Consider the following 26,639-nt stretch of genomic DNA (forward strand, 5'->3'; position numbering starts at 1 on the left):
TAGACCGCATTGCAGCAGCAGTTGCAAAGATGATGCCGGCGATGTGCGTGAACCTCCACGTCAAGCAGCGCTACTCAGGCCTCCAGCAGCTCGAAGGTCACTGCCTCGCCGCTTTTGGCCGACGCACATACCCACACATCGAACAGACCCGGCTCCGCACCGAACACGCCCTTGTGATTGGTGAATGCCAGCGCATCGCGCGTCATCGTAAACACGACGTCCCGGCTCTCGCCCGGCTGCAGCAGCACCTTGCGGAAACCCTTGAGTTCGCGCACCGGCCGCACGCGGCTGGCCACGCGGTCGTGCACATACAACTGCACCACTTCCTCGCCTGCCACCTTGCCGGTGTTGCTGACGCGCGTGGTGATGGTCAGTGTCTGATCCCAGCCCACCTGCGCGCTGCTCAACTGCGGCTGCGCATACGCAAACGTGGTGTAGCTCAAGCCATGCCCGAACGGATACAACGGCTCGTTGGGCATTTCGCGCCAGCGCGCCTTGTATTCGGACAGCGTGGGCAATTCCGGGCGGCCGGTCCGCAAATGGTTGTAGAAGTACGGCTGCTGCCCGGTGACCTGCGGGAAACTGATCGGTAGACGCGCCGACGGGTTGTAGTCGCCGAACAACACATCGGCCACGCCGGTGCCGGTCTGCGTGCCCAGGTACCAGGTCACCGCAATCGCGTCGGCGTCGCGCACTGCACCACTCAACGCCAGCGCGCGGCCGTTACGCAGCAACACCACCATCGGTGTGCCGGTGGCAGCAATCGCTTCGGCCAGCGCCTGTTGCGCCGGCGGCAAGCTGATCTCGGTGCGCGACTGCGCCTCGCCACTGAAGCGCTGCGGCTCGCCCAACGCCAGCACCACCACATCGGCCGCCTGCGCGGCATCGATGGCCGCGGAAATACCGCCCGGCAGCGCCTCTTCCAGACCACAGCCCGCCACCACGCTCAGATATTCGGTGCCCACCACCGCACGCACGCCCTGCTCCAGGGTCACGTAGCGTTGCTTGTCGCCGAACAAGGTCCAGCAGCCCTCGATGTTCTCGCGGTCCTGCACGAATGGCCCGATCAGTGCGATGCGCTGGCCGCTCTTTTTCAAAGGCAATACCGCGCCTTGGTTTTTTAACAACACGATCGAACGCCGCGCCGCATCGCGCGACAGCGCGTCATGGGCCGGCAGATGCGCGGTGTCGGCTTCGCGCGCCGGGTCCAGCGAGCGGTACGGATTGTCGAACAAGCCGATCGCTTCTTTCAGCTGCAGGATGCGTCGCACGCTCGCGTCCAGGGTCGCCATCGGCACCTCGCCGCTTTCCACCAGCGACGGCAGATGCGCGGCATAAAAACCGCTCTGCATGCTCAGGTCCAGGCCGGCCAGGAACGCCTTCTTGGTCGCGTCGCGCTCATCGACGGCATAGCCGTGCGCGATCAATTCCATGTCGGCGGTGTAATCGGAAATCACCACACCGGGGAACTGCCATTCACCGCGCAGGATCTCGGTCAGCAATTCGTGGTTGGCGCTGGCCGGCACGCCATTGATGTCGTTGAAGGACGACATCACGGTCAACGCGCCGGCATCGAAGGCTGCCTTGAACGGCGGCAGGTGCACATCGCGCAGGGTCTGCGGCGCAATGTCCACGGTGCTGTATTCCATGCCCGCGGCCACCGCGCCATAGGCGGCGAAATGCTTGGGCGTGGCCAGCAGTGAATCGTGGGCTTTCAGATCGCTGCCCTGGAACCCGCGCACGCGTGCGGCAGCAAAGGCAGCGCCCAGCACCACGTCTTCGCCGGCACCTTCGGCACCGCGGCCCCAGCGCTGGTCGCGGGCGATGTCCACCGCCGGTGCGTAGGTCCAGTGCAGGCCGGCCGCAGTGGCTTCGATCGCGGTGGCGCGTGCGGTGCGCTCGGCCAGGTCCGGTTCGAAACTGGCCGCCTCGCCCAGCGGGATCGGGAACACCGTGCGCATGCCGTGGATCACGTCGGCGGCCAGGATCACCGGGATGCCCAGGCGGCTCTCTTCCACGGCGACTTTCTGGATCTGCACACCCAGCGCGGCGCCGACGCCATTGAACAGCGAGCCGACCCGGCCGGCGCGCACCTGCTGCAACACCTCGTCGGCGTTGAGCACGTTGGCTTCGGGATTCACGTCCGGCGCGAACGGCCGCACCATGTCGGCGAACACACCCAACTGTCCAACCTTCTCTTCGACGGTCATCCGGGCAATCAGGGTTTCGATGCGATCAGCAGCCATGAGATCCTTGAGAAAACGTTTACATGGCCGTCAATTCTAGCCTGACGCGCCTGCGGGAAGGCAAGTTTTTGAGGGCCGGGCGCTGGGATCGGGGATTTGTAGCGCCCGCTCGCGTGGCGCTTTAGCGCGATGGATCGCCGGCATCCGGGCCCCTGATCCGCGGCCCCCCATGCTTCTCCAGCGCTCGGCCATGGGCAGACATGGCGGGTGAGGCAGGCCCCCGCCCGCCGTCAGGCCACCCGTTCGCGCTCGATGATCACACCCACCGCCTGCGCGCCACGCACCGCACCGGGCTTGCTCAGCTTCAAACGCAGCCAGTGCACGCCGAATTCGTCCAGCACGATCGCCGCGCAGCGCTCGGCCAGGGTTTCGACCAACCCGAAGTCGGAGGCCTGCACGAATTCGATCAAGCGCTTGCTTACCGCCTTGTAGTTCAGCGTATCGGCAATGTCGTCGCTGGCCGCCGGAATGCGGTTATCGAAGCCCATCTCCAGATCGAACCGCAAGGTCTGCCGGATGCGCCGCTCCCAATCGTAGATGCCGATCAGCGCATCGATGTCGAGACCTTCAATAAATACTTTATCCATGGGGAGCCGAGATTGGGGATTGGGGAGTCGGGATCAGCAAGAGCAGGCAGACAGGAGCAGGGCACACAAGAAGGTCAGGCTACGAATCCCCAATCCCCACTCCCGAATCCCGCGCCGCCGCCAACAGCGGCAAGCTCGCCATATCCCACCGCGGCGTCACATGCACTGCCGCGTCGGCGCGCTCGCCGGCTTCCAGGCGCAGCGCACCGGCGAAGGCGATCATGGCGCCGTTGTCGGTGCACAAGGCCGGGCGCGGGAAGCAGACCCGGCCGCCGCGGCGTTGCGCGGCCTCGTGCAGCCGCGCGCGCAGGCGCTTGTTCGCGCCCACGCCACCGGCCACCACCAAGGTATTGCAATCGGCCGCATCCAGCGCGCGCAGGCATTTGATTGCCAGGGTCTCCACTACCGCGTCTTCGAAGCCGCGCGCGATGTCCGCCCGGGTGGTGTCGGACTGGTCGCTGGCCCGCCAGGCCAGCAGCACCTGGGTCTTGAGCCCGCTGAAACTGAAATCCAGCCCGGGCCGGTCGGTCATCGGCCGCGCGAATTTATAGCGCCCCGGCGTACCGGTTTCGGCCAGCGCCGCCAGCTGCGGGCCGCCCGGATACGGCAGGCCCATCATCTTGGCGGTCTTATCAAAGGCCTCGCCGGCCGCGTCGTCCAGGGTCTCGCCCAGCACTTCGTAGCTGCCCAGCGCCTTCACCGAGACCAATTGGGTATGCCCGCCCGACACCAGCAAGGCCACGAACGGCGGCTGTGGCGGGTCATCTTCCATCAACGGCGCCAGCAAGTGGCCTTCCATGTGATGCACGCCGATCGCAGGGACGTCCAGCGCCCACGCCAGCGAGCGCGCTACGCCCGCACCTACAAGGAGTGCGCCGACCAGCCCCGGCCCGGCGGTATACGCCACGCCATCCAGTTCATCGATCCGCAGCCCGGCCTCGCCCAGGGTCTGGCGGATCAGCGGCAGCAGTTTGCGCACATGGTCGCGGCTGGCCAGTTCCGGCACTACGCCGCCGTATTCGGCATGCAGTGCGATCTGGCTGTACACCGCATGGGCGCGTAGCGCCGGCACGCCGGACAAGGCGGTGTCGTAGACCGCCACGCCGGTCTCATCGCATGATGATTCGATCCCAAGGACTTTCACGGCAGCTCGGCAGGTACAGACATGCGCGTATTTTCGCAGTTTTTGCGCTGCGCGGATGCGCCGGTGACGCGATGCTGCGCCGCCTCGCGCGCGCTGCCGTTTCCGGCCTGCGCGCACGCTTTACAAGCGTCGTGCCGGAAAATTCTGCCGGGGGCTTGCAGGTCGTTGGCAAGTCGTTATAATGCGCGGCTCGCCGGGGCAACCCGGAAATTCCGTCACGCGAGTCCGCTCGCACCCGCCCGGGGCTCCCGGACGGAAATCCCATTTTCTGGAGAACACATGCCCAGCGTTAAAGTCCGCGAGAACGAGCCCTTCGAATTTGCGCTCCGTCGTTTCAAGCGCACCTGCGAAAAGGCCGGCGTGCTGGCCGAAACCCGCAAGCGCGAGTTCTATGAAAAGCCGACCCAGGAGCGTAAGCGTAAGGCTGCAGCTGCTGTGAAGCGTCAGTTGCGTCGTTCCTCGCGCGACGTCACCAAGCGCCAGCGCTTGTATTGATCGAACGCGGTTCCTTGCCGATGGGTCTGCGCTGAAGGCGCGACCCATCGGGAGCGAACCCAAGAGCCGGCACGCGCAAGCGTCGCCGGCTTTTTGTATTGGCCTGTCATAAGGCATCAACGACATCGCGCAGTGCAGGCGACATGCATGCCGCCCACAGCGTTCGTCGCCACGCGCGTCCTGCCCCACATTTCGGTCGACGCACCAGCCCGTTCCGGCGCATCGGCCACCCTTGGACACCCACCCTCAGGAGTCAACGCATGCCTCTCAAGCAGCAGCTCACCGATGACATGAAAGCCGCCATGAAGTCCGGCGACAAGCACAGCCTGGGCGTGATCCGGCTGATCAACGCCGCGATCAAGCAGAAGGAAGTGGACGAGCGCATCGAGATGGACGATGCCGCCGTGATCGCCGTGCTCGACAAGATGGTCAAGCAGCGCAAGGACTCGGTCACCCAGTTCGAAGCCGCCGCCCGCGACGACCTGGCGCAGATCGAGCGCGAGGAGATCGTGGTGATCGAGCGCTATCTGCCAGCCAAGATGAGCGAAGCGGAAATCGTGGCGGCCATCCAGGCCGCAATCACCGAGACCGGTGCCAGCAGCCCTGCCGACATCGGCAAGCTGATGGGTGCGCTCAAGCCCAAGCTCGCCGGTCAGGCCGACATGGGCCTGGTATCGACCCTGGTCAAGCAGCACCTGGCTGGCTGATGTCACCGCAGTGCCCTGCGCCAAGGCCAGGGCACTGCGGACGGTGCGCCGCGCCTGCAGCGGCGCTGCTCACTGCCACGCTGCTGTGCTACATGGCGAGTGGGCCTTCCAGTTGAACAGACGAGCGTCCCAACGAGCCTTTTTGCTGTGGTCCGGTCTTCTAAAGACACGGCTGTCGCATATCTGCGACACGCGAAGCACTCCCCAGGACGCAACACCACGTTCAAACGCACCCAGCCGCTGTGCCGCACATCCTGCGTCCTTATAAAAACTGCGCGGCGCCAGGACTTGGACAGCTTGCGCGCTGAAGCACGCACACGTCCAGCTCGCACGAGTTGAAATGGAGGGCGCACATACGGCGCACGTCGCTGCCGATAACCGGCAGGCCACCCACGCCAGCTGCTACGCCCAGGTTCCACCTTTGATACGTGCGCGCTTTCACCCCTCCTTCGATCCGGCCCTGGTAGAAGAGGTGCGTCAGCGCAGGCGCGGGCAAGGTCTTTCCGCATACCGACTTTGCTCTGATTTCGCCTGCGCGCATAACGGTATGCGCCAAGGATTCTCCGCCGGTGACCACGCTTTCGACCACCTATCTGCACAAGCACCTGAGCCGTCTGCAGCGCAGCGTGCCGATGGCACTGTTGAACCGCTTTATCGAGATCGACGTGATGACGCAGGCTGCGTCGTTGTCGTTCTACGCACTGCTGTCGCTGGCCCCGCTGTTGGTGCTGCTGTTGTGGTTGACCGCCTCGCTCTACCCCCCGGCGCAGGAAGCGTTGGTGCAGCAGGTCGCGCAACTGGCCGGCGGCAGCGCCGCCGAAGTGGCCCAGACCATCATTCGCAATGCCACCGACCAGCCCGGCGTTGGCTCGCTGGCTGGCTTGTGGAGCACGCTGTTGTTGTTCATCGGCGCCACCGCGGTGTTTGCGCAGTTGCAGAACGCCTTGAACCTGATCTTCCGCACCGACAAGCAACGCCTGGACGGCCTGATGGCGTGGTTGCAGAAGCGGGTGTTCTCGTTCGGGGTGATCCTGGCACTGGGCTTTTTGCTGATCGTGTCGATGATCGCCACCACTGCATTGCAGGTGGTGTTCGCGCGCCTGCCATCGGTGCTGCCGGCGGTCGGCTACGTGACCACGCTGGCCCTGTATTCGCTGGCGTTCGCGTTCCTGTATCGCTACCTGCCCGATCGCACCGTCGATTGGCGCCAGGCATTCCTGGGCGGCGTCATCACTGCACTGTTGTTTGCGCTGGGCCGCTATGCCATCGGCGTGTACATCGCCACCGCTGCGCCGGGGAGCGCGTACGGCTCGATGGGAACGCTGGTCATCCTGCTGGTGTGGATGTACTACGCCTCGGTGGTGTTCTTCGTTGGCGCCTTGATCACCGCGGTGATCGACGAGCGCGTGCGCTCGCATCGCAAATTGCGCGAGGCCGGGGTAGACCCCGAGCATCCGCCGGTGATCGTGCCGCCTGCCGATGCAGCATCTGCGTCGCCAGCCTCGGAATCGGCGTCGGCAACGCCGCCTCGCAGCTGAGGACAGCTGCGGTTTTCGCACCGTTGGCGCAGTCGGCGGTTGCCGGGACAGGGCGCTGGCAGGCCGCTGGGATATCCTAGCGGGATGGCCCGCATCCCCGACGCGTTTATCGACGAACTGCTCGCCCGCACCGACATTGTCGAGGTAGTGGGCGGTCGGGTGCCGCTCAAGCGTCAGGGCAAGGAATATTCGGCGCGCTGCCCGTTCCATGACGAGCGCTCGGCCTCGTTCACCGTGTCGCCGACCAAGCAGTTCTATCACTGCTTCGGCTGCGGCGCGCACGGCACCGCCATTAGTTTTCTGATGAATTACGACCGCCTCGAGTTTCTCGATGCGGTCGATGAATTGGCCAAGCGCGCCGGTATGGAGATTCCGCGCGACACCCAGCAGCGCACGCCGCAACAGCAGGACGACAGCCGCGAGCTGTATTCGGCACTGGAAGCGGCCACCAAGTTCTTCCAGCGCCAGCTCGAAGGCAGCACCCGCGCCCGCGACTATCTGGACGGGCGCGGCGTGGATGCCGACAACCAGGCACGCTTCCAGATCGGCTACGCACCCGACGGCTACAGCGCCTTGAAGGACACCCTGGGCACCGACGCGCGCCGCATGAGTGTGCTCGAACGCGCCGGGCTGTTTTCCAAGAACGACCGCGGCCATGTCTACGACAAGTTCCGCGACCGGGTGATGTTTCCGATCTTCGACCGCCGCGGCCGGGTGATCGCGTTCGGCGGCCGCATCATGGGCGCGCCGGCCGATGGCCGCGACCCGGGCCCGAAGTACCTCAATTCGCCGGAAACCGCGCTGTTCCACAAGGGCCGCGAGCTGTACGGCCTGTGGCAGGTGCGTCAGGCCAATCAGAAGATCGAACGGCTGATCGTGGTGGAGGGCTACATGGACGTGGTCTCGCTGTTCCAGTTCGGCGTCACCCAGGCGGTGGCCACGCTGGGCACGGCGACCACGCCCGAACATGCCGAGCTGCTGTTCCGCAACGCGCCGGATGTGTACTTCTGTTTCGACGGCGACAACGCCGGGCGCAAGGCCGGCTGGCGTGCGCTCGAATCGGTGCTGCCGCGCATGAAGGACGGCCGCCAGGCGTTTTTCCTGTTCCTGCCCGATGGCGAAGACCCGGACACCATCGTGCGCAAGGAAGGCGCGCAGGCCTTCGATCAGCGCCTGAAACAGGCCACGCCGCTGTCGCAGTTCTTCTTCGACGAGATGTCGCGCGAGATCAACCTGCACACGCTCGACGGCAAGGCACGCCTGGCCGAACGTGCGCGTCCGATGCTGGCGCAAATTCCGGAAGGCGCGTTCGGCGATCTGATGAAGCAGGAACTCTCGCGCCTGACCGGCGTTGGTGCGAGCACGTCCGCGCAGCAGTCCGCAGCCAAGCCGCGGCCGCCTGCACGCATGGGTGCGCCCACGCAGAAACGCAGTCTGGTGCGTGCCTCGATCGCCATCCTGTTGCAACAGCCGTCATTGGCAATGAGCCTGGAGGGTGACCATGATTTTTCCGGGTTGCGCCTGCCTGGTATCGAGTTGTTGATGGAGCTACTGGCGTTGGTACGGCAACGGCCGGAAATCAGCACCGGCGCGCTGCTGGAGCACTTTGCCGAGCGCGAGGAGCAGACCGCCTTGCAGAAGCTGGCAGCGCAGGAGTTACCTGGCGACGAGCACAGTTGGGCAATCGAATTGCACGACGTCGTCGCCCAGCTCGACAAGCAATTGCTGCGTCAGCGCGTGGAAGAACTGCAGGCCAAACAGCGCGCGCAAGGGCTGGACGACACCGACAAATACGAAATGCGCGAATTGCTCAAGGCACTTGCGGCGCTGTGATGCCTCGCCTGCCGGCGTCATGGCAGGGACGCAACAGGCACCGCTGCGCTGCTGCGCGCGCAGGCGGATGGTGACGCGGCGCCACAGGCAGCGCCCGCACGCGTCGTAGAATGGCGCGCACAAGGCGCGTGATCGCGCGCTACCGTCGGACCTCGATGAAGAAGCTGCTGGCGCGGTTGCGCATTGACCCTTTCACCCTCGCGCTGCTGTGCACGGTCACGCTGGCCTCGTTTCTCCCGTTTTCAGGCACGGCCGCTGCGGTCATGGACGATGTCACCGACGTGGCGATCGCCGCGCTGTTTTTCCTGCACGGTGCGCGGCTGTCGCGCGAAGCGGTCAAGGCCGGCGCGCTGCACTGGCGGCTGCATCTGGTGATCCTGGCCTGCACCTTCGTGCTATTCCCGCTGCTGGGGCTGTTGTTCAAGCCGCTCGCGCATCTGGCACTGACGCCGGAGCTGTATATCGGCGTGCTGTTCCTGTGCGCGCTGCCGTCCACGGTGCAGTCTTCGATCGCATTCACCTCGATGGCGCGCGGCAACGTGCCGGCCGCAGTCTGCGCAGCCTCGCTTTCCAGCCTGCTGGGGGTATTTTTCACCCCGTTGCTAATGGGCGCGCTGGTCGGCAGCCAGGGCGCCATGGCGCATCCGGCCGAGGCGATCGGCAAAATCCTGCTGCAGTTGCTGGTGCCGTTTCTGGCCGGCCATTTTCTGCGTCCGTGGATCGGCGGCTGGGTCGAACGGCACCGTGCCGTGCTGCGCTACACCGACCAGGGCACCATCCTGCTGGTGGTCTACACCGCCTTCAGCGCGTCGGTGAACGAAGGGCTGTGGCAGAAGACGCCGCTGCCTGCCTTGCTGGCGGTACTGGGCGCGGCAGCATTGTTGCTGGCCACGGCGATGCTCTCGATCACCTTCATCGCGCGGCGCCTGCGCTTCAGCCGCGCCGATGAAATCGCCATTGTCTTTTGCGGTTCGAAAAAAAGCCTGGCCACCGGCGTGCCGATGGCCAAGGTGATGTTCGCCGGCGGGGGGCTTGGCGCAATCGTGTTGCCGATCATGCTGTATCACCAGCTGCAGCTGATCGTGTGCGCCTTCGTGGCCGCACGTTATGCGCGCACTGCGCCGAGCGAGCCGCGCGCCGCCACCGGGCCTCACTGACTGCGCGCCGCCAGCGCGCACTCGCTGCGTCCGACGTGACAGCAGTTCGCGTCGCAGGCCGATCCGGGTTGTAAGCAGATATACAACGGTTATCACGCGCTGCCGCACGGGCGCGCCAGCGCTCGCTAGCGTGCTCGATCGCCCTCCTGCCGCCCCACGGTGATTGCCATGACGCTGTCGCTTCGACGCCCTTCCCCGTCCATGCTCGCGCTGCTGGCGGTGCTGGCCACGCTCGCTGCCTGCAACAAGCCTGCCCCGCCGGCGGCGCCCGCACAGCGCAAGACCGCCTCCACACCGGCACCGGCGTCCAGCATCGCCTGGCGCGAAGGCGACGTGGACGATGCCTTCGCCGAAGCCAAGGAAAGCGGCAAACCGATCCTGTTGTACTGGGGCGCAGCCTGGTGCCCGCCCTGCAATCGGCTGAAGGCCACGCTGTTCAAGGACCCGGCCTTCATTGCGCGCACCCAGCAATTCGTCGCGGTGCACCTGGATGGCGATTCCGAAGGCGCACAGGCCTGGGGCGAGCGCTTCGGGGTCAAGGGCTATCCCACCATCATCGTGCTGCGCCCGGATCACAGCGAAATCACCCGGCTGGCAGGCGATGCCGATAACGCACGCCTGACCGACGTGTTGCGGGTGGCGGCAAGGAGCACCAGCACCGCCCAGCAATTGCTCGACAAGGCGCTGCACGCGCCGCAACAGCTCAGCGCGGACGACTGGGCCGTGCTCGGCAACTATGCCTGGGGCACCGACGACCGGCTGGTCAAGCCCGACGAGGCTGCCGACGTGCTCACCCGGCTCGCCACAGCGGCGCCGCAGCCGGCGCTGCAGCGCAGCTTCGCCCTGGCAGCCATTAGCGCCGCCAAGCACCCGCCGGCCGCCAGCCCGGCCAATCGCAGCTTGCTGGAAGCAGTGCTCACCGACCCGGCAGAGGTGCGCGCCAATCTCGGCACGCTGAGCCATGTACCCGTGCGCCTGATCACCGCCGCCAGCAACCAGGCCAGCGAGCGCGCCACGCTTTCCAATGCACTGAATCAGGCCCTGGACAAGGTCTACGCCGACACCTCACTGCCGATCTCCGACCGGCTCGGCACCGCGTATGCACGCATCCAGCTGGCACGCCTGGCCCAGGGCCAGCCCACCGAAACCCAGGCCAAAGGCCCGCAACCGCCGCTGCCGAAGGAGGTCGTAGACACCGTGCATCAGCGCGTGCAGTGGGCAACCGACACCGCCAAGACCGACGAGGAGCGTCAATCCACCATCAGCACGGCATCGGCATTGCTGAGCGAAGTGGGCGATGGCAGCGGGGCCGAGCAAGTGCTGCTGGCCGAGCTGTCGCGCAGCAAGACGCCGTACTACTACATGCCCGAGCTGGCGGATCTGGCCGAACAACGGGGCGACAAGAAGACCGCGCTGTCCTGGCTCAGGAAGGCCTACGAAAGCGCGCAAGGCCCCGCCACGCGCGTGCAATGGGGCGTGTTGTATGTGGATGGGCTGATCCGGCTCAGCCCCGACGACACCGCCGGCATCGAGACCGCCGCCACGCAGGTGATCGGCGAACTGGCCGGGCAACCGGATGGCTATCGTCAACGCACACGTCAGCGCTTCGCCACGCTAGGCAGCGCACTGAAGACCTGGAGCAAGCAGCATCGCCAGCAAGGCAGCGCGGTGCTGACGCGCCTGCAACAGAAAATGCAGTCCAGCTGCGACAGCAAAAACACCAGCAAGTGCGCCAGCTGGTTGAGCTGAGCTGAAAAGGTGGCGTTGCTGTTGCGGCACGCGTGATGGATCGATGGATATACGAACGAAATCGCGGCGTCTGCTGACGTAGGCGCCGCCGGTGATTTCGACATGGCGCGGGTGGCCTGTCTGTGCGACGAGCACTCGCTGCATGCCAACATGCGCTTCAGGCGCCTTGTACGGGAAACACCGATTACCACGGCGTGTCTCGCGGCAGATCTACACCGCTGCCACTAGCGCACCCACGGCAGTAGCAGATGGTCGACCATCAAGAAGGCGAACAGCGCCATCAGGTACACGATGGAGTAGCCGAACATCTTCATCGAAAACAGTTCGTCGGGCGGGTCGAGCATGCGCCACGCGTACCAGAGAAACACCGCGTTGAGCACCACTGCTCCACCTAGGTAGAACACCCCGCTCATGCCCACTGCCACCGGCAGCAAGGTCACGATCGCCAGCAACACGGTGTAGACCAGGATCTGCTTGCGCGTATGCGGCACGCCGTGGGTCACCGGCAGCATCGGAATCGCCGCCTTGGCGTAATCGGCGCGGCGAAAGATCGCCAGCGCCCAGAAATGCGGCGGCGTCCAGATGAAGATGATCAGCACCAGCAGCGAGGCATTGATCCAGTCGGCGCTGGTCGGCAATCCGGTCACTGCGGCCCAGCCCAGCATCGGCGGCGTGGCGCCGGCCAGCCCGCCGATCACGATGTTCTGGGATGTCGCGCGCTTCAGGTACACGGTGTAGATCACCGCGTAACCGATCAGCGAGGCGAAGGTCAGCACCGCAGTGATGACGTTCACCCACATCACCAGGATGGTCATGGAGATCACGATCAGCACGCTGGCGAACAGCAACACCTGCCAGGGCCGCACCTTGCCCACCACCAGCGGGCGCCATGAAGTGCGCGCCATCTGCGCGTCGATCTTGGCGTCGAGCAACTGATTGATCGCCGCCGCCGCCGAAGCCGCCAGCCAGATGCCCAGGAAGCCCAGCGCGCCGGTGCGCACCTGCAGCCACGTCGGCATGTCGGGGATGGCCAGGAACATGCCCACCAGAGCGGTGAACACGATCAGTGCCACCACCTTGGGTTTGGTCAGATCCCAGTAATCGCGTGCGCTGACAGCCATGCTCACTCCGGCGCGCGCAGCCGCGCCAGCAGCGAGACCAGCACGAACAGCAAGGCCACCGCACCGCCGTTATGCATGACCGACACCTCCAGCGGCAGCGCCAGCTTGACGTTGAGCATGCCCAGCGTCACCTGCACGACGACCAGCAACGCCAGCGCACCTGCCCACACCCGCATCCCCGGCGAACGCGACAGACGCCACGCCAGCCACCACAGATACAGCGCGGTCGCAATCGCCCACAGCCGGTGCGCCATCTGGATGGCGATACGCGCCGCGCCATCCAGCACGCCGCCTTCGTAGTCCACGCCGATGCCGCGCCACAGCGTGAAGCCTTCGCGGAAGTCATGCGGCGGCCACCACTGGCTGACGCAGCGCGGGAAATTGTCGGCCGACCAGCTGCCACCACCGCAGGCCAGTGCCGCGTAGTTGGCGCTGACCCAGCCGCCGAGTGCAATCTGCAGGCCCAGCACCGCCACGCCCAGGCGCAGCAGCCACTTCAAGCGCGACGCGTCGGCCAGCGTGATCGGCAGGTGCGTTGCGCGCCACGCCATCCACACCAGCAGCGAAAACATCAGCATGCCGCCCAGCAGGTGCCCCATCACCACGATGGGTTTGAGCAGCAACGTCACTGTCCACATGCCCAGCAACGCCTGGAAGATCACCACCGCCAGCGTCAGCACCGCCGCGCGCGCCAGATCGATATTGCTCCAGCGCAATGCCGCCAGCAGCAAGATGGCCTCACCCGCAATCGCCACGCCAAAGGCCACGGTGTGCCAGCCGGACATGTAGAGCGGGATCGACAACGCCACCAGCACCGCCGCCGACACCACCTGCGCAATGCCCTTGCGGCGACGACGCACCGCCAGCAACGACAGCACCAGCACTTCCACGCCCAGCGCGCCGGCCAGGAAACGGTGCACCTGCTCGCGCCAGGCCTTGTGCGATTCCAGCGGGCGGATCTTGCTGGCCACATGCGTGTTGGCTTCGTCGCTGGTTTGCGGCCAGGTCACACGGCCGTAGCAGGTCGGCCAGTCCGGGCAGCTCATGCCGGCATCGGACAAGCGCACGAACGACCCGAACAGGATCGTGCTCGCAGTGAACAACGCCGCCAGCCAGGCCATGCGATGGAAGTGACGGAACAATGCCGGTGGCGCAAACAGATTCATCGAAACGGGCTCACATCAGTTTCAGCAGCTTGACCAGATCCGAGCGCAGGCCGGCCGGCGCGAAGCCCGGGGCATAACGCAGGATCACGAAGCCATTGGGGTCGATCACATACACCGGCACGCCGGCCGCATCGTTGCCACGCGGCAATGCCTGGCGCAGGCGTGCATCGTCGCGTAGCACGCGCAATGCCGGCATCGGCGGCAGCACGGCCGGCGGCGCGCCGATCCACACGATTTCCACCTTGTCGGCGCGGTGTCCGAGCAGCTGCCACACCTTGTCCAGTTCCGCCGCCAGCACCACGCACTGCTGCGTGCAGCCAGCCGGCGGCGCCACCGCAATGCGCCAGATGCGCTCGCTCGGCGCCCACGCATACGGCTGCCCGTTCGCACGCACCGGCACCAGCGCACGCAGGTCGGCGGGCGGTTTCAGCAGTTCGCCGTTGTTGCGCATCGATGCCGGCTGCCATCCGGAGAAGCGCAGCACACCGGCCAGCAACATCGAGCCGAAGAACAGCGCCGCCAGGGCAATCAGCATCCTGCGGCCGCGTTTGACCGCGTGCGGCGTGGCCGATGTGGAGGAGGTCATGCCGGCGATTTTCTCATGCCGCAGGCGTCAGTGCCCGCGTCGGCGGCGACGTCGCGCACGCCATGTCAGCAGCGTGGCGGTGGCCAGGACCGCGGCAGCCAGCCCGAACCATTGCACCGCGTAACCCAAGTGCCGCGCGGGTGGCAGCGTATTCGGCAGCATCTCCAGATCGCGTGCGTAGCCAACCGGCAGTGCGGGGTCCAGCCGCAGCACCTGCGACGAAATGTCGCGCCTGCCAAGCGTGCTTCTTAGCGCCTCCGCATCCAGGCGCGTGGCCAACCAGGTCTGCGGCGTACCGGCGGGGGCCAATGCCGGCCCCAACGCAAGTCCGGCCGATGGCGGCGCGCTGAGCAACCCCCGCATTGCCTGGGTCCCGCGCAGTGGCGTGATCGTCGGTAACTGCCGATTGGCCGGCAACGGCAGCCAGCCCAGATCCATCAGTAGCGTACCTGGGCTGTCTTGCGGCGCGGCAAGTTGATAAACGCGCACACCGGCGCGCCCTGCATGCAGTTGGTTGTCCAGCAACACCTGCTGCGGCAGAAAACGCACCTCTCCGCTCACCCATGCCAGCGCATGCGGCGTGGCTAACGCTTGCACCAAGGTCAACGGCATCTCGCGCACATGCGCAGCGCGTTCCAATAACGCTTGTTTGCTGTGCAAGCGCTGCAGCTGCCAGTACCCAAGCGCCGCAAAACCCGCGCTGACCAGCAACGCCAGACACCAACCCAGCACCGCCGTGTGCTTGCGCATCATGACAAGCGACGCAAAAAGGCGTGCAATGCCGTTACCACGCCGACGACCACCGGGGCTGTTGTGAACGATTCGCTCAAGACGCTGCTGATTGTCGCTTTCCTGATCGTGATCCTGTGGAACCTGGGCGCCGGCCTCTATTACCTGCTCACCGACCGCGGCCAGACCAAGCGCACCGTCAACGCGCTGACCTGGCGCATCGGTCTATCGGTTGCATTGATTGCCATCGTCATCCTCGGCATCTACACCGGCTGGATCAAGCCGCATGGCATCGGCCGCTGACGCGGCCGATGAGATTGGGGATTCGGCAGTGGAGATTCGTCAAAACTAAACCCGGCCGCCTTCGCGAATCCCGAATCACCAACCCCGAATCCCCGCCCTCAAAGCACATACACGAACAGGAACAGCGCCAGCCACACCACGTCGACGAAGTGCCAGTACCACGCGGCCGCTTCGAAGGCGAAGTGGTTGTCGCGGCTGAAGTGCCCTTTCGCAGCGCGTAGCCACATCACCGCCAGCATGATCGTGCCCAGCAGCACATGCATGCCGTGGAAGCCGGTCAGCATGAAGAAGGTAGAGCCGTAGATGCCCGAGCCGAGTGTGAGATTGAGCTCGGTGTAGGCGTGGATGTATTCCTCCGCCTGCAGGAACAGGAATATACAGCCCAGCAGCACGGTCAGGCCTAGCCACAACAGCAACCCGCCGCGGCGCCCGCCCTTGAGTGCGTGATGGGCGATAGTCAGCGTCACACCTGAGCTCAGCAGGATGAGCGTATTGATCAGCGGCAATCCCCAGGCTGGAATGGTCTGGAATTGCCCGCCGATCGTGCCTGGACCGTTGGTCGGCCAGGCGGCGGAATAGCCGTTCCACAACAGCTCGTTGGTCATTACGCCATCGCCTTCGCCGCCTAGCCAGGGCAGTGTCAGCACGCGCGTATAGAACAACGCACCGAAGAAGGCAGCGAAGAACATCACCTCGGAAAAAATGAACCACACCATCCCCATGCGGAACGAGCCGTCCACCTGGCGGTTGTAGTTGCCGGCGTTGGACTCGCGAATGACGTCGCCAAACCACATGAACAAGGTCGCGAGCAACATCGCCATGCCGGCAAAGAACGTCCAGCGCCCCCATGCCGCGTCGTTGAGCCAACTGGCCACGCCAATCATCATCACGAACATCGCAATCGACCCGACAAAGGGCCATTTGCTCTGTGTCGGGACGAAATACGCATCGGCGTTGGAACTGTGATCGGCCATGGCGCTGCTTCCGTGTCGTGGTACGGGTGGATGAAGGTTACGGCGCCGCGCGCGGCGTTCCGGAAACGGCACTGCCCTGCAGTTCCGAGGTCAGCGCGTCGTTGCGATAAAACGTATAGGACAAGGTGATAGTGGTCACTTCCGCAGGCAATGCAGGGTCCACGATGAAACGCAACGGCATGTCGCGCGTTTCCCCGGCCTGCAGCGTCTGCGCAGTGAAACAAAAGCATTCGGTCTTGTTGAAATAGCCGGACGCTCGCGCCGGCGCCACCGATGGCACCGCGCTTCCCACCACAGCGCGCTTGCTGTCATTGCGCGCAAAATACAGCGCTTCGTTGAGCTCTCCCGGCACCACGTCCATTGTCATCTGCTCGGGAAGGAAGGTCCACGGCAGTTTCGAATTGACCCCGGCATCGAATTCGACGCGCACCGTGCGTTTGCCACCGCCCACCGCATTGGACTCACCTTCATGCTTACTGCCCGGTACGCGTTCCATGCGAATCCCAAAGACCTTCTCGCACGCAATACGGTACAGCGGCACCAACGAAAAGGTCAGCACGAAAACGCCCAGCACCACGCCCAACAGCTTGAACAAGCCAGCTGTCGGCGCATGCGTGGGCGCGCGCGCAGTCATCGGCCGATAACGCCCGAGGCAATGAAGCCGGCATAGATGAGCAACGCAATGATGCCCACCGTGATTGCGGTGCGGCGTACTGCGCGACGCTGCTGCGCCTGCCGCTCGGCGGCGGAAAGGAGCCGCATCACCGCTGGCTCCGATGCCGACTCAGTGACCGATGTCTTCATGCGCAAGATCTCCAGGCTTGATGACAGGCGGTACGGTGAAGGTGTGCGCGGGCGCAGGCGACGGCACTGTCCATTCCAGGCCCTTGGCACCCTCCCAGGCGCGTGCGTCTGCCCTGGCGCCACTACGCAGAGATGACAACAGGATTGCAGCCATCAAGAATGGCGTGGCAAACATGCCAAACGCACCGATCGAGCTGATCAAGTTCCAGTCGGCGAACACCACGTTGTAGTCGGGGATACGTCGCGGCATCCCAGCCAGGCCGAGGAAGTGCTGCGGGAAAAACAGCAGGTTGACGAAGATCATCGTCCACCAGAAATGGAACTTGGCCCAGGCCTCGTTGTACATTCGCCCGGTCCACTTGGGCCACCAGTAATACACCGCGGCAATCAACGCAAATACCGCGCCGGTGACCAGCACATAATGGAAATGCGCGACCACAAAATAGGTATCGTGGTATTGGAAGTCGGCCGGCACGATCGCCAGCATCAGACCGGAAAAACCGCCGATGCTGAAAAGGATTACGAACGCCACTGCCCACAACATCGGCGACTCGAACGTCAGCGAGCCCTTCCACATCGTGCTGACCCAGTTGAACACCTTCACTCCGGTCGGGATGGAGATCAGCATCGTGGCAAACATGAAGTAGATTTCGCCACCGAGCGGCATGCCCACGGTGAACATGTGGTGCGCCCACACGATGAAACTCAAAAATGCGATCGCCGCGATCGCATAGACCATCGCCTGGTACCCGAACAGCGGCTTGCGGCTGAAGGTTGGAATGATTTCGCTGACTACGCCGAACGCCGGCAGGATCATGATGTAGACCTCCGGATGCCCGAAGAACCAGAAGATGTGCTGGTACATCACGGGGTCGCCGCCGCCGGCCGCGTTGAAGAAGCTGGTGCCGAAGAACTTGTCGGTCAGCAACATCGTGACCGCACCGGCCAGCACAGGCATCACCGCGATCAACAGAAACGCGGTGATCAGCCAGGCCCAGCAGAAGATCGGCATCTTCAATAGATCAATGCCCGGCGCACGCATGTTGAGCACGGTGGCGATGATGTTGATCGCACCCATGATCGAACTGACGCCAGCGACATGGATCGCAAACACGCTGAAGGCCACGTTGTAGCCGCCCTGTAACGACAGCGGCGGGTACAGCGTCCAGCCACTGGCCGGCGCACCGCCGGGCAGAAACAGCGTCAGCAACAGCAAGGTGAACGCGGCCGGCAGCAGCCAGAACGACCAGTTATTCATGCGTGGCAGCGCCATGTCGGGCGCGCCGATCTGCAGCGGAATCATCCAGTTCGCCAAACCGACGAAGGCCGGCATCACCCCACCGAAGATCATCACCAGCGCATGCACGGTGGTCATCTGGTTAAAGAATTCGGGTTTGACGAACTGCAGGCCCGGCTGCATGAGCTCAGCGCGGATCACCACGCTCATCGCCGCGCCGATGATGAACATCACGAAGGAGAACAGCAGATACAGCGTGCCGATGTCCTTGTGATTGGTCGAAAAGAACCAGCGCTCGACGAAGCCGGGCTGGTGGTGTCCGTGGTGATCGACTGCGGTATGCGCCATGACGGAACGACCTCTGCGAAGCGAGCGGTGTTAGAGAGCGGCGGTCGGTGCGGCAGCTTGAGCCGGCGGTGCAGCCTCACCTGCGGGCACTGTCGCTGGCGCAGCCGTTGCGGAAGCTGCCGCCGGCGATGCCGAGGACGTGGTGCCTGCTGCACTGCGACGCGACGCCAGCCAACGCTGGAATTCGGCCTTGGGCAGTGCCTCCACCACGATGGGCATGAAGCCATGATCCTTGCCGCACAACTCGGCGCATTGCCCGCGATACACGCCCGGCTGCTCGATGTTGGTCCACGCCTCGTTGACGATGCCGGGGATCGCATCCTGCTTCCAACCCAGCGCAGGCACCCACCAGGCGTGAATCACGTCATCGGCGGTAATCACGAAACGGATCTTGGTATTGACCGGCAACACCAGGCGATTATCGACGTCGAGCAGATAATGCGGTTGCGATACCACGCTGGGGCGTTCGCCGCTCTGCCGGATGCGGTCCGATTCGCGCGCCAGGCGGCTGGTGAATTCCACCCCCTGGCCTAGATATTCGTACTTCCACATCCACTGGTAGCCGGTGACCTTGACGGTCATTTCCGACTCGCGAGTGTCGTACATCGCAATCAGCTTGGCCGTCGCCGGCCATGCCATCGCAATCAGCACCAACACTGGAATCACGGTCCACAGCACTTCGGCACGCGTGTTGTGGCTGAACTGTGCAGCCACCGCGCCCTTGGACTTGCGGAACTTGAAGATTGCATAGCCCATCGCCCCGAACACCAGCGCACCGATCACCACGCAGACCCACAGCGCCGCCATGTGCGCCTCGTAGGCCATGCGCGCGGTCTGGGTGACGCCGCGGCCCATGTTGAGCTGCCATTCCTTAGGATCGGCCGATTGCGCCCACACGACCGGAGGGCTGACCAGCGCTGTCATCGCCAGGCCCAATCTTGTGTACGTCGACTTCCAGCTGCTGCGTTGCGTCATTGCCTAGACCCTTACGTCATCGGTGACGGCCATTGGCGGCCGCGAGCAAGCGTTTCAGCGTAGTCGCCAGTTCCACACGTTCGGCCGGCCCGAGAAAACTTCCGATCTCGATCTGCTTGCCGCTGCTAACCAGCAACACCCTGTCGTCGCGTTCCATGCAAAGCCGCACCCAGTGCGGATGTGCCTGAAACGCTGGTGGCGCATGCCCGGACGGGAACACCTCAACGGCGGTCTCCCCCACCCGGATCGCTTCTTCGCGTTCGCCACTCCGCCATAACTGCCGTAGCGCCAGCGCCACCACACCACTGTGCAAAAGGGCGAACACCGGCGCGAATGCATTGCCGGTCCACCACCCCAGGCCCGCAAATAACCACATCATTCCTGCAAGGACCGCAAACAACAGGACGAATTGCCTGGCCGACAGTGCCCGCGGAGGCCGCAACCGTAACTGCGTCCCAACCCCTTCGGACATCAACGGCAGCACTTCGATCATTGGCAACACGCAGAGCACTGCGGGAATGACCCGATGGTAGACCCGCGCGAACGCATGCGGCAAGCGTTTCCGCTGATCAAAAATTGCTGCAGTGCAGCTAAAACCGTGTGGAAATCAATCACTTCACCCAAACCGGCCGAGCGGGCCTGCCCTCGAACACGTCCGCCATCACCTGCCCGGGCCATCTGCACAAAACGGCGGGAAAACTGCCGCTTCCGCACAAGTGTGCCGGGGCTCCCGCTCTCTAGAATGCGCAAGGATTCCCAGGCACCTTTCGCATGAACGCTCAGCTCGACCCGCTTGCCTCCACCTCGGTTGCGCGCCCGCTCCTGGCGCCCGAACTGCCCGCCGCACCCGGCGCATTGCGTGCGGCCATCACTGCCGCCTGGCTCAAGGACGAAACCGAGCACGTGCGAGAGTTGCTCGATCAGGCACGCCTGCCCGCCGCCGAACAGGCCAAGGTGCAAGCGGTCGCGGCCGATCTGGTGACCCGTGTGCGTGCACGCGCGCAGGACCAGGGCGCCATCGAAGCCTTCATGCGCCAGTACGACCTGGGCAGCGAAGAAGGTGTGCTGCTGATGTGCGTGGCCGAGGCGCTGCTGCGTATTCCCGACCAGGACACCGCCGACAAGCTGATCCGCGACAAGCTCGGCGATGCGGACTGGAAAAAGCACATGGGCGGCAGCGATTCGGTGCTGGTCAATGCATCGACCTGGGGCCTGATGCTCACCGGCAGGCTGGTGCAGCTCAACGACCTCACCCGCGCCGATGTGCCCGGTGCGTTCAAGCGCCTGATCGGCCGCGTCGGCGAACCGGTGATTCGTCTGGCGGTGCGCCAGGCGATGAAGATCATGGGCCACCAGTTCGTCATGGGCCGCACCATCGGCGAGGCGCTGTCGCGCTCGCGCAAGGGCGACAACGCCAACTACCGTTATTCGTTCGACATGCTCGGCGAAGGCGCGCTCACCATGAAGGATGCGCAGCGCTACCTGCAGGCCTATCGCGATGCGATCCATGCAATCGGCCGCAGCGGCAGCTTCGTGGGTACCGATGTCTTTGCAGCGCCCAGTATTTCCATCAAGTTGTCGGCGCTGTATCCGCGTTACGAGCACGCCAAGCGCGCGCGCGTGATGGCCGAGCTGGTGCCCGGCGTGCTGGAGCTTGCCCAGTTGGCCAAGTCGTATGGCATCGGCTACACCGTCGACGCCGAAGAGGCGGATCGTCTGGAATTGTCGCTGGACATCATCGAAGCCACTTTCTCCGATCCGTCGCTGGACGGATGGGAAGGCTACGGTCTGGCCGTGCAGGCGTATCAAAAACGCGCGCCGTACACGATCGATTTTCTTGCCGATCTCGCGCGCCGTGTCGGGCGGCGCATTCCGCTGCGTCTGGTCAAAGGCGCGTACTGGGACGCGGAGATCAAGCGCGCACAGATCGAAGGACACCCAGGCTATCCGGTGTTTACCCGCAAGCAGAATACCGACGTCTCGTATCTGGCCTGCGCACGTCGCATGTTCGCGCACAACGATGTGCTTTACTCGATGTTTGCCACGCACAACGCGCAGACCATTGCGGCGGTGCGTGCGATTGCTGCAGGCAAGACCTACGAGCACCAGAAGCTGCACGGCATGGGCGATGACCTGTATGCCGAAGTGATTCCGGCCGATCGTCTCGGCCTGCCGTGCCGCGTGTACGCACCGGTTGGCTCGCACGAAGATCTGCTGCCGTATCTGGTGCGTCGCCTGCTTGAGAACGGTGCCAATTCCAGCTTCGTCAACCGCATCACCGATGAGGATGTCGTTATCGAAGACCTCATCCGAGACCCGGTCGAGGCAGTGTCGTCGTTTACCTCCATCCCGCACCCCAAGATTCCACTGCCAGCCGATTTGCTGCGTAGTCAGAACCAGCACAGGAAAAACTCCATGGGCGCCAATCTCGCCAACGACAACGATCTGCGCCAGCTGGCCGAGCAGCTCAACGCGGCCATCAAACCGTGGAAGGCCACGCCCTTGGTTCCGGGTGCGCTGATCGGCACCCCCAGCCAGGCGGTACTCAATCCGGCGGATCGCCGCGAAACGGTTGGGCACTGGCAGCCGGCCGATACCGACACCGTGCAGAAGTCCCTGGCAAACGCTGCGGCCGCGCAGCCGGCCTGGAACCGCACCCCCGCAGCCAGCCGCGCCACCATCCTGGAGCATGCAGCCGATCTGCTCGAAGCACGCATGCCCGAGTTCATGGCGATTTGCGTCAAGGAAGCCGGCAAGACGTTGCCCGATGCAGTAGCCGAAGTCCGCGAGGCAGTCGATTTCCTGCGTTATTACGCCAACCAGGCACGCGCGCAGTTCGGTGCTCCAGAGCGTCTGCCTGGGCCGACCGGCGAGTCCAACGAACTGCAGCTGCACGGCCGCGGCGTCTTCGTCTGCATCAGCCCGTGGAATTTCCCGCTGGCGATCTTTTTAGGTCAGGTCGCCGCTGCGCTCGCTGCCGGCAACAGCGTCATCGCCAAGCCGGCCGAGCAGACCAACCTGATCGGCTACGCTGCAGTGAAGCTGTTGCATGACGCTGGCGTTCCCGAAGCCGCGCTGCAGTTCCTCCCCGGCGACGGTGCCACGGTCGGCGCTGCGCTGACCAACGACCCACGCGTTGCCGGCGTCGCGTTTACCGGCTCCACCGGTACCGCACGCATCATCAACCGTACGCTGGCGTCGCGCGATGCCGCCATCGGCGTATTGATTGCCGAAACCGGTGGCCAGAACGCCTTCGTTGCCGACTCGTCCTCATTGCCGGAAGCAGTGGTCAAAGACGCAATTTCCAGCGCCTTCATGTCGGCTGGCCAACGCTGCTCGGCCGCGCGCGTGCTGTTTGTCCAGGACGACATCGCCGACAAGGTCATGACCATGCTTGCCGGCGCAATGAACGAATTGAAGATCGGTGACCCGAGCTTGTTGTCCACGGATGTAGGCCCCGTGATCGACGCCCATGCACTCAAGATACTCGACGATCATGCGGTGCGCATGGACCGCGAAGCACGCTTGATCGGGGGTATCACGCTGGACAGCACCAGCGCGCATGGCAGCTTCTTCGCCCCGCGCGCCTACGAACTGACATCGCTGGCACAACTTCAGCGCGAAATTTTTGGACCGGTCCTGCACGTGATTCGCTGGAAAGCCGATCAGCTCGATGCTGTCATCGACCAGATCAACGCGACGGGGTATGGCCTCACCTTAGGAGTCCACTCGCGTATTGATGAGACCATCGACCGCATCACCTCGCGCGTGGCTGTCGGTAACGTCTACGTCAATCGCAACCAGATTGGTGCGGTCGTCGGCGTCCAACCCTTTGGCGGTCAAGGCCTGTCCGGCACCGGCCCTAAAGCTGGCGGCCCGCATTACCTGCTGCGCTTCGCGACCGAGAAGGTCGTCACCGTCAACACCACCGCGGCAGGCGGCAACGCATCTCTGCTGACGTTGGGTGATTGATGTTTGGTAGCTGACGTTGGGTGACCGATCCCGTCTGCGGTCCGCAGCTAGATCGCACTATCTGGCCAACAAAAACCCCGCGAAGGCAGGGTTTTGTTGGATAAGTGCATGACCCAGTAGTGCGACAAGGCATCAGATACCGGCATGGCTGCCCAAGTCGCTTATCCACTTGCCATCATCGCATATGACCCGCTCTCGGCTGCCGTCTGCATCATGGCAGCGAGAAGTGGGGCGATGCTCCGACTACTTATCAGCCTTGAGACTGTTACCACTGACGTAGCGCTGTCTCGCTATCTGGTGACTTGCGGAGTTTCTCCGGCACACCTGTCGCCACTGCACCGCTGTCGCAGGGGTACTTCAACTCCGCGCATCACGTTGTTATTTGCCAGCGCGCCGGCTTTTTAGTCTCCCACCACTTATAAGGCAGCTGTTTGCAGCCTAGCGGAGCAACCCAGTGCTTGCGAGCGTCTTGGTTTTCTCAAATTGCAGGCAAAAAGAAACCCTCCATCCTGTTGGATAGAGGGTTTCGGGTAAAGCCCCTGGCGATGACCTACTCTCGCATGGCTTGAGCCACACTACCATCGGCGCAGCTGCGTTTCACTTCCGAGTTCGGGATGGGATCGGGTGGTTCCACAGCGCTAATTTCACCAGGGAGACGGTTGGAGCGTCGCCAGTTGCTGCTTCCTCAAACGTATGCACGGGTGTGCAAGCGTTTGCGTATGGAAGCACCTACGGCGCTCAGCCTCGCATAGTTAACTTGTGACGTAGCTTGCGTTTGCGGATCTACCAACGTTCGTTGGGACCAAGGCAACTTGAGGTTATATGGTCAAGCCGCACGGATCATTAGTATCAGTTAGCTCAATACATTGCTGTACTTACACACCTGACCTATCAACCACGTAGTCTACATGGTTCCTTTAGGGGGCTTGTGCCCCGGGAAGTCTCATCTTGAGGCGCGCTTCCCGCTTAGATGCTTTCAGCGGTTATCGCTTCCGAACATAGCTACCCGGCAATGCCACTGGCGTGACAACCGGAACACCAGAGGTTCGTCCACTCCGGTCCTCTCGTACTAGGAGCAGCCCCTCTCAAACTTCCAACGCCCATGGCAGATAGGGACCGAACTGTCTCACGACGTTCTGAACCCAGCTCGCGTACCACTTTAAATGGCGAACAGCCATACCCTTGGGACCGACTACAGCCCCAGGATGTGATGAGCCGACATCGAGGTGCCAAACACCGCCGTCGATATGAACTCTTGGGCGGTATCAGCCTGTTATCCCCGGAGTACCTTTTATCCGTTGAGCGATGGCCCTTCCATACAGAACCACCGGATCACTAAGACCTACTTTCGTACCTGCTTGATCCGTCGATCTTGCAGTCAAGCACGCTTATGCCTTTGCACACAGTGCGCGATGTCCGACCGCGCTGAGCGTACCTTCGTGCTCCTCCGTTACTCTTTAGGAGGAGACCGCCCCAGTCAAACTACCCACCATACACGGTCCCTGATCCGGATAACGGATCTAGGTTAGAACGTCAAGCACGACAGGGTGGTATTTCAAGGATGGCTCCACTGCAGCTAGCGCCACAGTTTCATAGCCTCCCACCTATCCTACACAGACGAACTCAACGTTCAGTGTAAAGCTATAGTAAAGGTTCACGGGGTCTTTCCGTCTTGCCACGGGAACGCTGCATCTTCACAGCGATTTCAATTTCACTGAGTCTCGGGTGGAGACAGCGCCGCTGTCGTTACGCCATTCGTGCAGGTCGGAACTTACCCGACAAGGAATTTCGCTACCTTAGGACCGTTATAGTTACGGCCGCCGTTTACTGGGGCTTCGATCAAGAGCTTCGCCTTGCGGCTGACCCCATCAATTAACCTTCCAGCACCGGGCAGGCGTCACACCCTATACGTCCACTTTCGTGTTTGCAGAGTGCTGTGTTTTTGATAAACAGTCGCAGCGGCCTGGTTTCTGCGACCCTCTTCAGCTATAGCTCGCATGAGCCACCAAAAAGGGTGCACCTTCTCCCGAAGTTACGGTGCCATGTTGCCTAGTTCCTTCACCCGAGTTCTCTCAAGCGCCTGAGAATTCTCATCCTACCCACCTGTGTCGGTTTACGGTACGGTCTTCGTGAGCTGAAGCTTAGGAGCTTTTCCTGGAAGCGTGGTATCAGTGACTTCGCCATAAAGGCTCGTCTCGGTGCTCGGTCTTAAAGAATCCCGGATTTGCCAAAGATTCAAACCTACCGCCTTTCCCCGGGACAACCAACGCCCGGTACACCTAACCTTCTCCGTCCCTCCATCGCACTCACGCGAGGTGCAGGAATATTAACCTGCTTCCCATCGACTACGGCTTTCGCCCTCGCCTTAGGGACCGACTAACCCTGCGTCGATTAACGTTGCGCAAGGAAACCTTGGGCTTTCGGCGTGCGGGCTTTTCACCCGCATTATCGTTACTCATGTCAGCATTCGCACTTCCGATACCTCCAGCAGACTTCTCAATCCACCTTCGCAGGCTTACGGAACGCTCCTCTACCGCGCATAAAACCGAAGTTTTACGCACCCCAAGCTTCGGTTCACTGCTTAGCCCCGTTAAATCTTCCGCGCAGACCGACTCGACCAGTGAGCTATTACGCTTTCTTTAAAGGGTGGCTGCTTCTAAGCCAACCTCCTGGCTGTCTGTGCCTTTCCACATCGTTTTCCACTTAGCAGTGAATTTGGGACCTTAGCTGTGGGTCTGGGTTGTTTCCCTTTTCACGACGGACGTTAGCACCCGCCGTGTGTCTCCCGGATAGTACGTACTGGTATTCGGAGTTTGCAATGGTTTGGTAAGTCGCGATGACCCCCTAGCCATAACAGTGCTCTACCCCCAGTAGTATTCGTCCGAGGCGCTACCTAAATAGCTTTCGAGGAGAACCAGCTATCTCCGGGTTCGATTAGCTTTTCACTCCTAATCACAGCTCATCCCCG

Annotated in this window: 21 protein-coding genes and 2 rRNA genes (1 of these 23 running past the window's edge); 8 read left to right on the top strand and 15 right to left on the bottom strand. The window is 63.3% G+C overall.

Going from position 1 to position 26,639, the window contains the following annotated elements:
- Positions 1 to 74: 74 nt before the first annotated feature.
- From M3O59_RS18815 to tsaD, 3 genes are all read right to left on the bottom strand, one after another.
- Entirely contained in the window at positions 75 to 2,246 is a 2,172-nt protein-coding gene (locus M3O59_RS18815; RefSeq protein ID WP_116905653.1) for a glycoside hydrolase family 3 N-terminal domain-containing protein, read from the bottom strand.
- A gap of 230 nt (positions 2,247 to 2,476) precedes the next feature.
- Positions 2,477 to 2,833, bottom strand: coding sequence for a dihydroneopterin aldolase (folB, locus tag M3O59_RS18820; protein ID WP_064634381.1), 357 nt, complete (start codon positions 2,831 to 2,833; stop codon positions 2,477 to 2,479).
- A gap of 79 nt (positions 2,834 to 2,912) precedes the next feature.
- On the bottom strand, positions 2,913 to 3,977 hold the full coding sequence (tsaD, locus tag M3O59_RS18825) for a tRNA (adenosine(37)-N6)-threonylcarbamoyltransferase complex transferase subunit TsaD (RefSeq protein WP_249054549.1): 1,065 nt from the start codon (positions 3,975 to 3,977) through the stop codon (positions 2,913 to 2,915).
- 279 nt (positions 3,978 to 4,256) lie between these two features.
- Between tsaD and rpsU the strand changes: the two genes are divergently transcribed.
- From rpsU to M3O59_RS18855, 6 genes are all read left to right on the top strand, one after another.
- A complete protein-coding gene (rpsU, locus tag M3O59_RS18830; protein ID WP_002808376.1) occupies positions 4,257 to 4,472 on the top strand; it encodes a 30S ribosomal protein S21 in 216 nt (71 codons plus the stop codon).
- Positions 4,473 to 4,732: 260 nt separating this feature from the next.
- Positions 4,733 to 5,179, top strand: a complete 447-nt coding sequence (locus M3O59_RS18835; protein WP_064634385.1) for a GatB/YqeY domain-containing protein — start codon at positions 4,733 to 4,735, stop codon at positions 5,177 to 5,179.
- 569 nt (positions 5,180 to 5,748) lie between these two features.
- Entirely contained in the window at positions 5,749 to 6,717 is a 969-nt protein-coding gene (locus M3O59_RS18840) for a YihY/virulence factor BrkB family protein (RefSeq protein ID WP_249046935.1), read from the top strand.
- Positions 6,718 to 6,801: 84 nt separating this feature from the next.
- Positions 6,802 to 8,550: a DNA primase gene (gene dnaG, locus M3O59_RS18845; protein WP_064634388.1), complete on the top strand. Its 1,749-nt coding sequence runs from the start codon at positions 6,802 to 6,804 to the stop codon at positions 8,548 to 8,550.
- A gap of 110 nt (positions 8,551 to 8,660) precedes the next feature.
- Complete coding sequence (locus tag M3O59_RS18850; protein WP_064634390.1) at positions 8,661 to 9,707, top strand: bile acid:sodium symporter family protein; 1,047 nt, start codon at positions 8,661 to 8,663, stop codon at positions 9,705 to 9,707.
- Between the two features lie 168 nt (positions 9,708 to 9,875).
- Positions 9,876 to 11,456 (top strand): thioredoxin family protein, encoded by a 1,581-nt coding sequence (locus tag M3O59_RS18855; RefSeq protein ID WP_249046934.1) that lies wholly within the window; start codon positions 9,876 to 9,878, stop codon positions 11,454 to 11,456.
- Between the two features lie 224 nt (positions 11,457 to 11,680).
- On the opposite strand, the gene cyoE is transcribed toward M3O59_RS18855, so the two are convergent.
- Genes cyoE through M3O59_RS18875 form a run of 4 tightly spaced genes read right to left on the bottom strand, consistent with a single transcriptional unit; the run spans position 11,681 to position 15,082 of the window.
- Entirely contained in the window at positions 11,681 to 12,577 is an 897-nt protein-coding gene (gene cyoE / locus M3O59_RS18860; protein ID WP_064634392.1) for a heme o synthase, read from the bottom strand.
- Between the two features lie 2 nt (positions 12,578 to 12,579).
- Positions 12,580 to 13,743, bottom strand: a complete 1,164-nt coding sequence (locus M3O59_RS18865) for a COX15/CtaA family protein (protein WP_064634394.1) — start codon at positions 13,741 to 13,743, stop codon at positions 12,580 to 12,582.
- A gap of 10 nt (positions 13,744 to 13,753) precedes the next feature.
- A complete protein-coding gene (locus tag M3O59_RS18870; RefSeq protein WP_064634396.1) occupies positions 13,754 to 14,329 on the bottom strand; it encodes a hypothetical protein in 576 nt (191 codons plus the stop codon).
- Between the two features lie 27 nt (positions 14,330 to 14,356).
- Complete coding sequence (locus M3O59_RS18875; protein WP_116905657.1) at positions 14,357 to 15,082, bottom strand: SURF1 family protein; 726 nt, start codon at positions 15,080 to 15,082, stop codon at positions 14,357 to 14,359.
- Between the two features lie 60 nt (positions 15,083 to 15,142).
- On the opposite strand from M3O59_RS18875, the gene M3O59_RS18880 reads away from it, so the two are divergent.
- Complete coding sequence (locus M3O59_RS18880; RefSeq protein ID WP_017157720.1) at positions 15,143 to 15,361, top strand: twin transmembrane helix small protein; 219 nt, start codon at positions 15,143 to 15,145, stop codon at positions 15,359 to 15,361.
- Positions 15,362 to 15,459: 98 nt separating this feature from the next.
- On the opposite strand, the gene M3O59_RS18885 is transcribed toward M3O59_RS18880, so the two are convergent.
- From M3O59_RS18885 to M3O59_RS18910, 6 genes are read right to left on the bottom strand one after another with little or no spacing between them, the layout of a single operon-like run.
- Complete coding sequence (locus M3O59_RS18885) at positions 15,460 to 16,335, bottom strand: cytochrome c oxidase subunit 3 (RefSeq protein WP_249046537.1); 876 nt, start codon at positions 16,333 to 16,335, stop codon at positions 15,460 to 15,462.
- 37 nt (positions 16,336 to 16,372) lie between these two features.
- Positions 16,373 to 16,969 carry a cytochrome c oxidase assembly protein gene (locus M3O59_RS18890; RefSeq protein ID WP_116905659.1) on the bottom strand — a complete coding sequence of 199 codons (597 nt, stop codon included), beginning with the start codon at positions 16,967 to 16,969 and terminating at the stop codon, positions 16,373 to 16,375.
- On the bottom strand, positions 16,966 to 17,139 hold the full coding sequence (locus tag M3O59_RS18895) for a hypothetical protein (RefSeq protein ID WP_116905660.1): 174 nt from the start codon (positions 17,137 to 17,139) through the stop codon (positions 16,966 to 16,968). Before M3O59_RS18895 ends, M3O59_RS18890 begins: the two co-directional genes overlap by 4 nt.
- Positions 17,120 to 18,724, bottom strand: coding sequence for a cytochrome c oxidase subunit I (gene ctaD / locus M3O59_RS18900; RefSeq protein ID WP_064634405.1), 1,605 nt, complete (start codon positions 18,722 to 18,724; stop codon positions 17,120 to 17,122). Before ctaD ends, M3O59_RS18895 begins: the two co-directional genes overlap by 20 nt.
- A 30-nt stretch (positions 18,725 to 18,754) precedes the next feature.
- Positions 18,755 to 19,699, bottom strand: coding sequence for a cytochrome c oxidase subunit II (coxB, locus tag M3O59_RS18905; RefSeq protein WP_116905661.1), 945 nt, complete (start codon positions 19,697 to 19,699; stop codon positions 18,755 to 18,757).
- A 16-nt stretch (positions 19,700 to 19,715) separates the two neighbouring features.
- Positions 19,716 to 20,192, bottom strand: a complete 477-nt coding sequence (locus M3O59_RS18910; RefSeq protein WP_064634407.1) for a DUF2244 domain-containing protein — start codon at positions 20,190 to 20,192, stop codon at positions 19,716 to 19,718.
- A 278-nt stretch (positions 20,193 to 20,470) separates the two neighbouring features.
- On the opposite strand from M3O59_RS18910, the gene putA reads away from it, so the two are divergent.
- Positions 20,471 to 23,671 carry a bifunctional proline dehydrogenase/L-glutamate gamma-semialdehyde dehydrogenase PutA gene (gene putA, locus M3O59_RS18915; RefSeq protein ID WP_116905662.1) on the top strand — a complete coding sequence of 1,067 codons (3,201 nt, stop codon included), beginning with the start codon at positions 20,471 to 20,473 and terminating at the stop codon, positions 23,669 to 23,671.
- Positions 23,672 to 24,208: 537 nt separating this feature from the next.
- On the opposite strand, the gene rrf is transcribed toward putA, so the two are convergent.
- Both rrf and M3O59_RS18925 read right to left on the bottom strand, forming a co-directional pair.
- Positions 24,209 to 24,323, bottom strand: a 5S ribosomal RNA gene (gene rrf, locus M3O59_RS18920).
- Positions 24,324 to 24,493: 170 nt separating this feature from the next.
- Positions 24,494 to 26,639 (bottom strand): 23S ribosomal RNA (locus M3O59_RS18925); it runs 737 nt beyond the window's last position.

This window comes from Xanthomonas nasturtii, from assembly GCF_023337365.3.
GTDB classification, from domain to species: Bacteria; Pseudomonadota; Gammaproteobacteria; order Xanthomonadales; family Xanthomonadaceae; genus Xanthomonas; species Xanthomonas nasturtii.

What these genes read in the sequence shown, in the direction of transcription:
- M3O59_RS18890 (WP_116905659.1), bottom strand. Translation starts at nt 16,969, where the DNA reads ATGACTGCGCGCGCGCCCACGCATGCGCCGACAGCTGGCTTGTTCAAG.
- M3O59_RS18870 (WP_064634396.1), bottom strand. Translation starts at nt 14,329, where the DNA reads ATGACCTCCTCCACATCGGCCACGCCGCACGCGGTCAAACGCGGCCGC.
- M3O59_RS18855 (WP_249046934.1), top strand. Translation starts at nt 9,876, where the DNA reads ATGACGCTGTCGCTTCGACGCCCTTCCCCGTCCATGCTCGCGCTGCTG.
- rpsU (WP_002808376.1), top strand. Translation starts at nt 4,257, where the DNA reads ATGCCCAGCGTTAAAGTCCGCGAGAACGAGCCCTTCGAATTTGCGCTC.
- dnaG (WP_064634388.1), top strand. Translation starts at nt 6,802, where the DNA reads ATGGCCCGCATCCCCGACGCGTTTATCGACGAACTGCTCGCCCGCACC.
- ctaD (WP_064634405.1), bottom strand. Translation starts at nt 18,724, where the DNA reads ATGGCGCATACCGCAGTCGATCACCACGGACACCACCAGCCCGGCTTC.
- M3O59_RS18910 (WP_064634407.1), bottom strand. Translation starts at nt 20,192, where the DNA reads ATGATCGAAGTGCTGCCGTTGATGTCCGAAGGGGTTGGGACGCAGTTA.
- M3O59_RS18895 (WP_116905660.1), bottom strand. Translation starts at nt 17,139, where the DNA reads ATGAAGACATCGGTCACTGAGTCGGCATCGGAGCCAGCGGTGATGCGG.
- M3O59_RS18835 (WP_064634385.1), top strand. Translation starts at nt 4,733, where the DNA reads ATGCCTCTCAAGCAGCAGCTCACCGATGACATGAAAGCCGCCATGAAG.
- putA (WP_116905662.1), top strand. Translation starts at nt 20,471, where the DNA reads ATGAACGCTCAGCTCGACCCGCTTGCCTCCACCTCGGTTGCGCGCCCG.
- M3O59_RS18875 (WP_116905657.1), bottom strand. Translation starts at nt 15,082, where the DNA reads ATGATGCGCAAGCACACGGCGGTGCTGGGTTGGTGTCTGGCGTTGCTG.
- M3O59_RS18815 (WP_116905653.1), bottom strand. Translation starts at nt 2,246, where the DNA reads ATGGCTGCTGATCGCATCGAAACCCTGATTGCCCGGATGACCGTCGAA.
- M3O59_RS18865 (WP_064634394.1), bottom strand. Translation starts at nt 13,743, where the DNA reads ATGAATCTGTTTGCGCCACCGGCATTGTTCCGTCACTTCCATCGCATG.
- M3O59_RS18850 (WP_064634390.1), top strand. Translation starts at nt 8,661, where the DNA reads ATGGCGCGCACAAGGCGCGTGATCGCGCGCTACCGTCGGACCTCGATG.
- cyoE (WP_064634392.1), bottom strand. Translation starts at nt 12,577, where the DNA reads ATGGCTGTCAGCGCACGCGATTACTGGGATCTGACCAAACCCAAGGTG.
- M3O59_RS18885 (WP_249046537.1), bottom strand. Translation starts at nt 16,335, where the DNA reads ATGGCCGATCACAGTTCCAACGCCGATGCGTATTTCGTCCCGACACAG.
- coxB (WP_116905661.1), bottom strand. Translation starts at nt 19,699, where the DNA reads ATGACGCAACGCAGCAGCTGGAAGTCGACGTACACAAGATTGGGCCTG.
- folB (WP_064634381.1), bottom strand. Translation starts at nt 2,833, where the DNA reads ATGGATAAAGTATTTATTGAAGGTCTCGACATCGATGCGCTGATCGGC.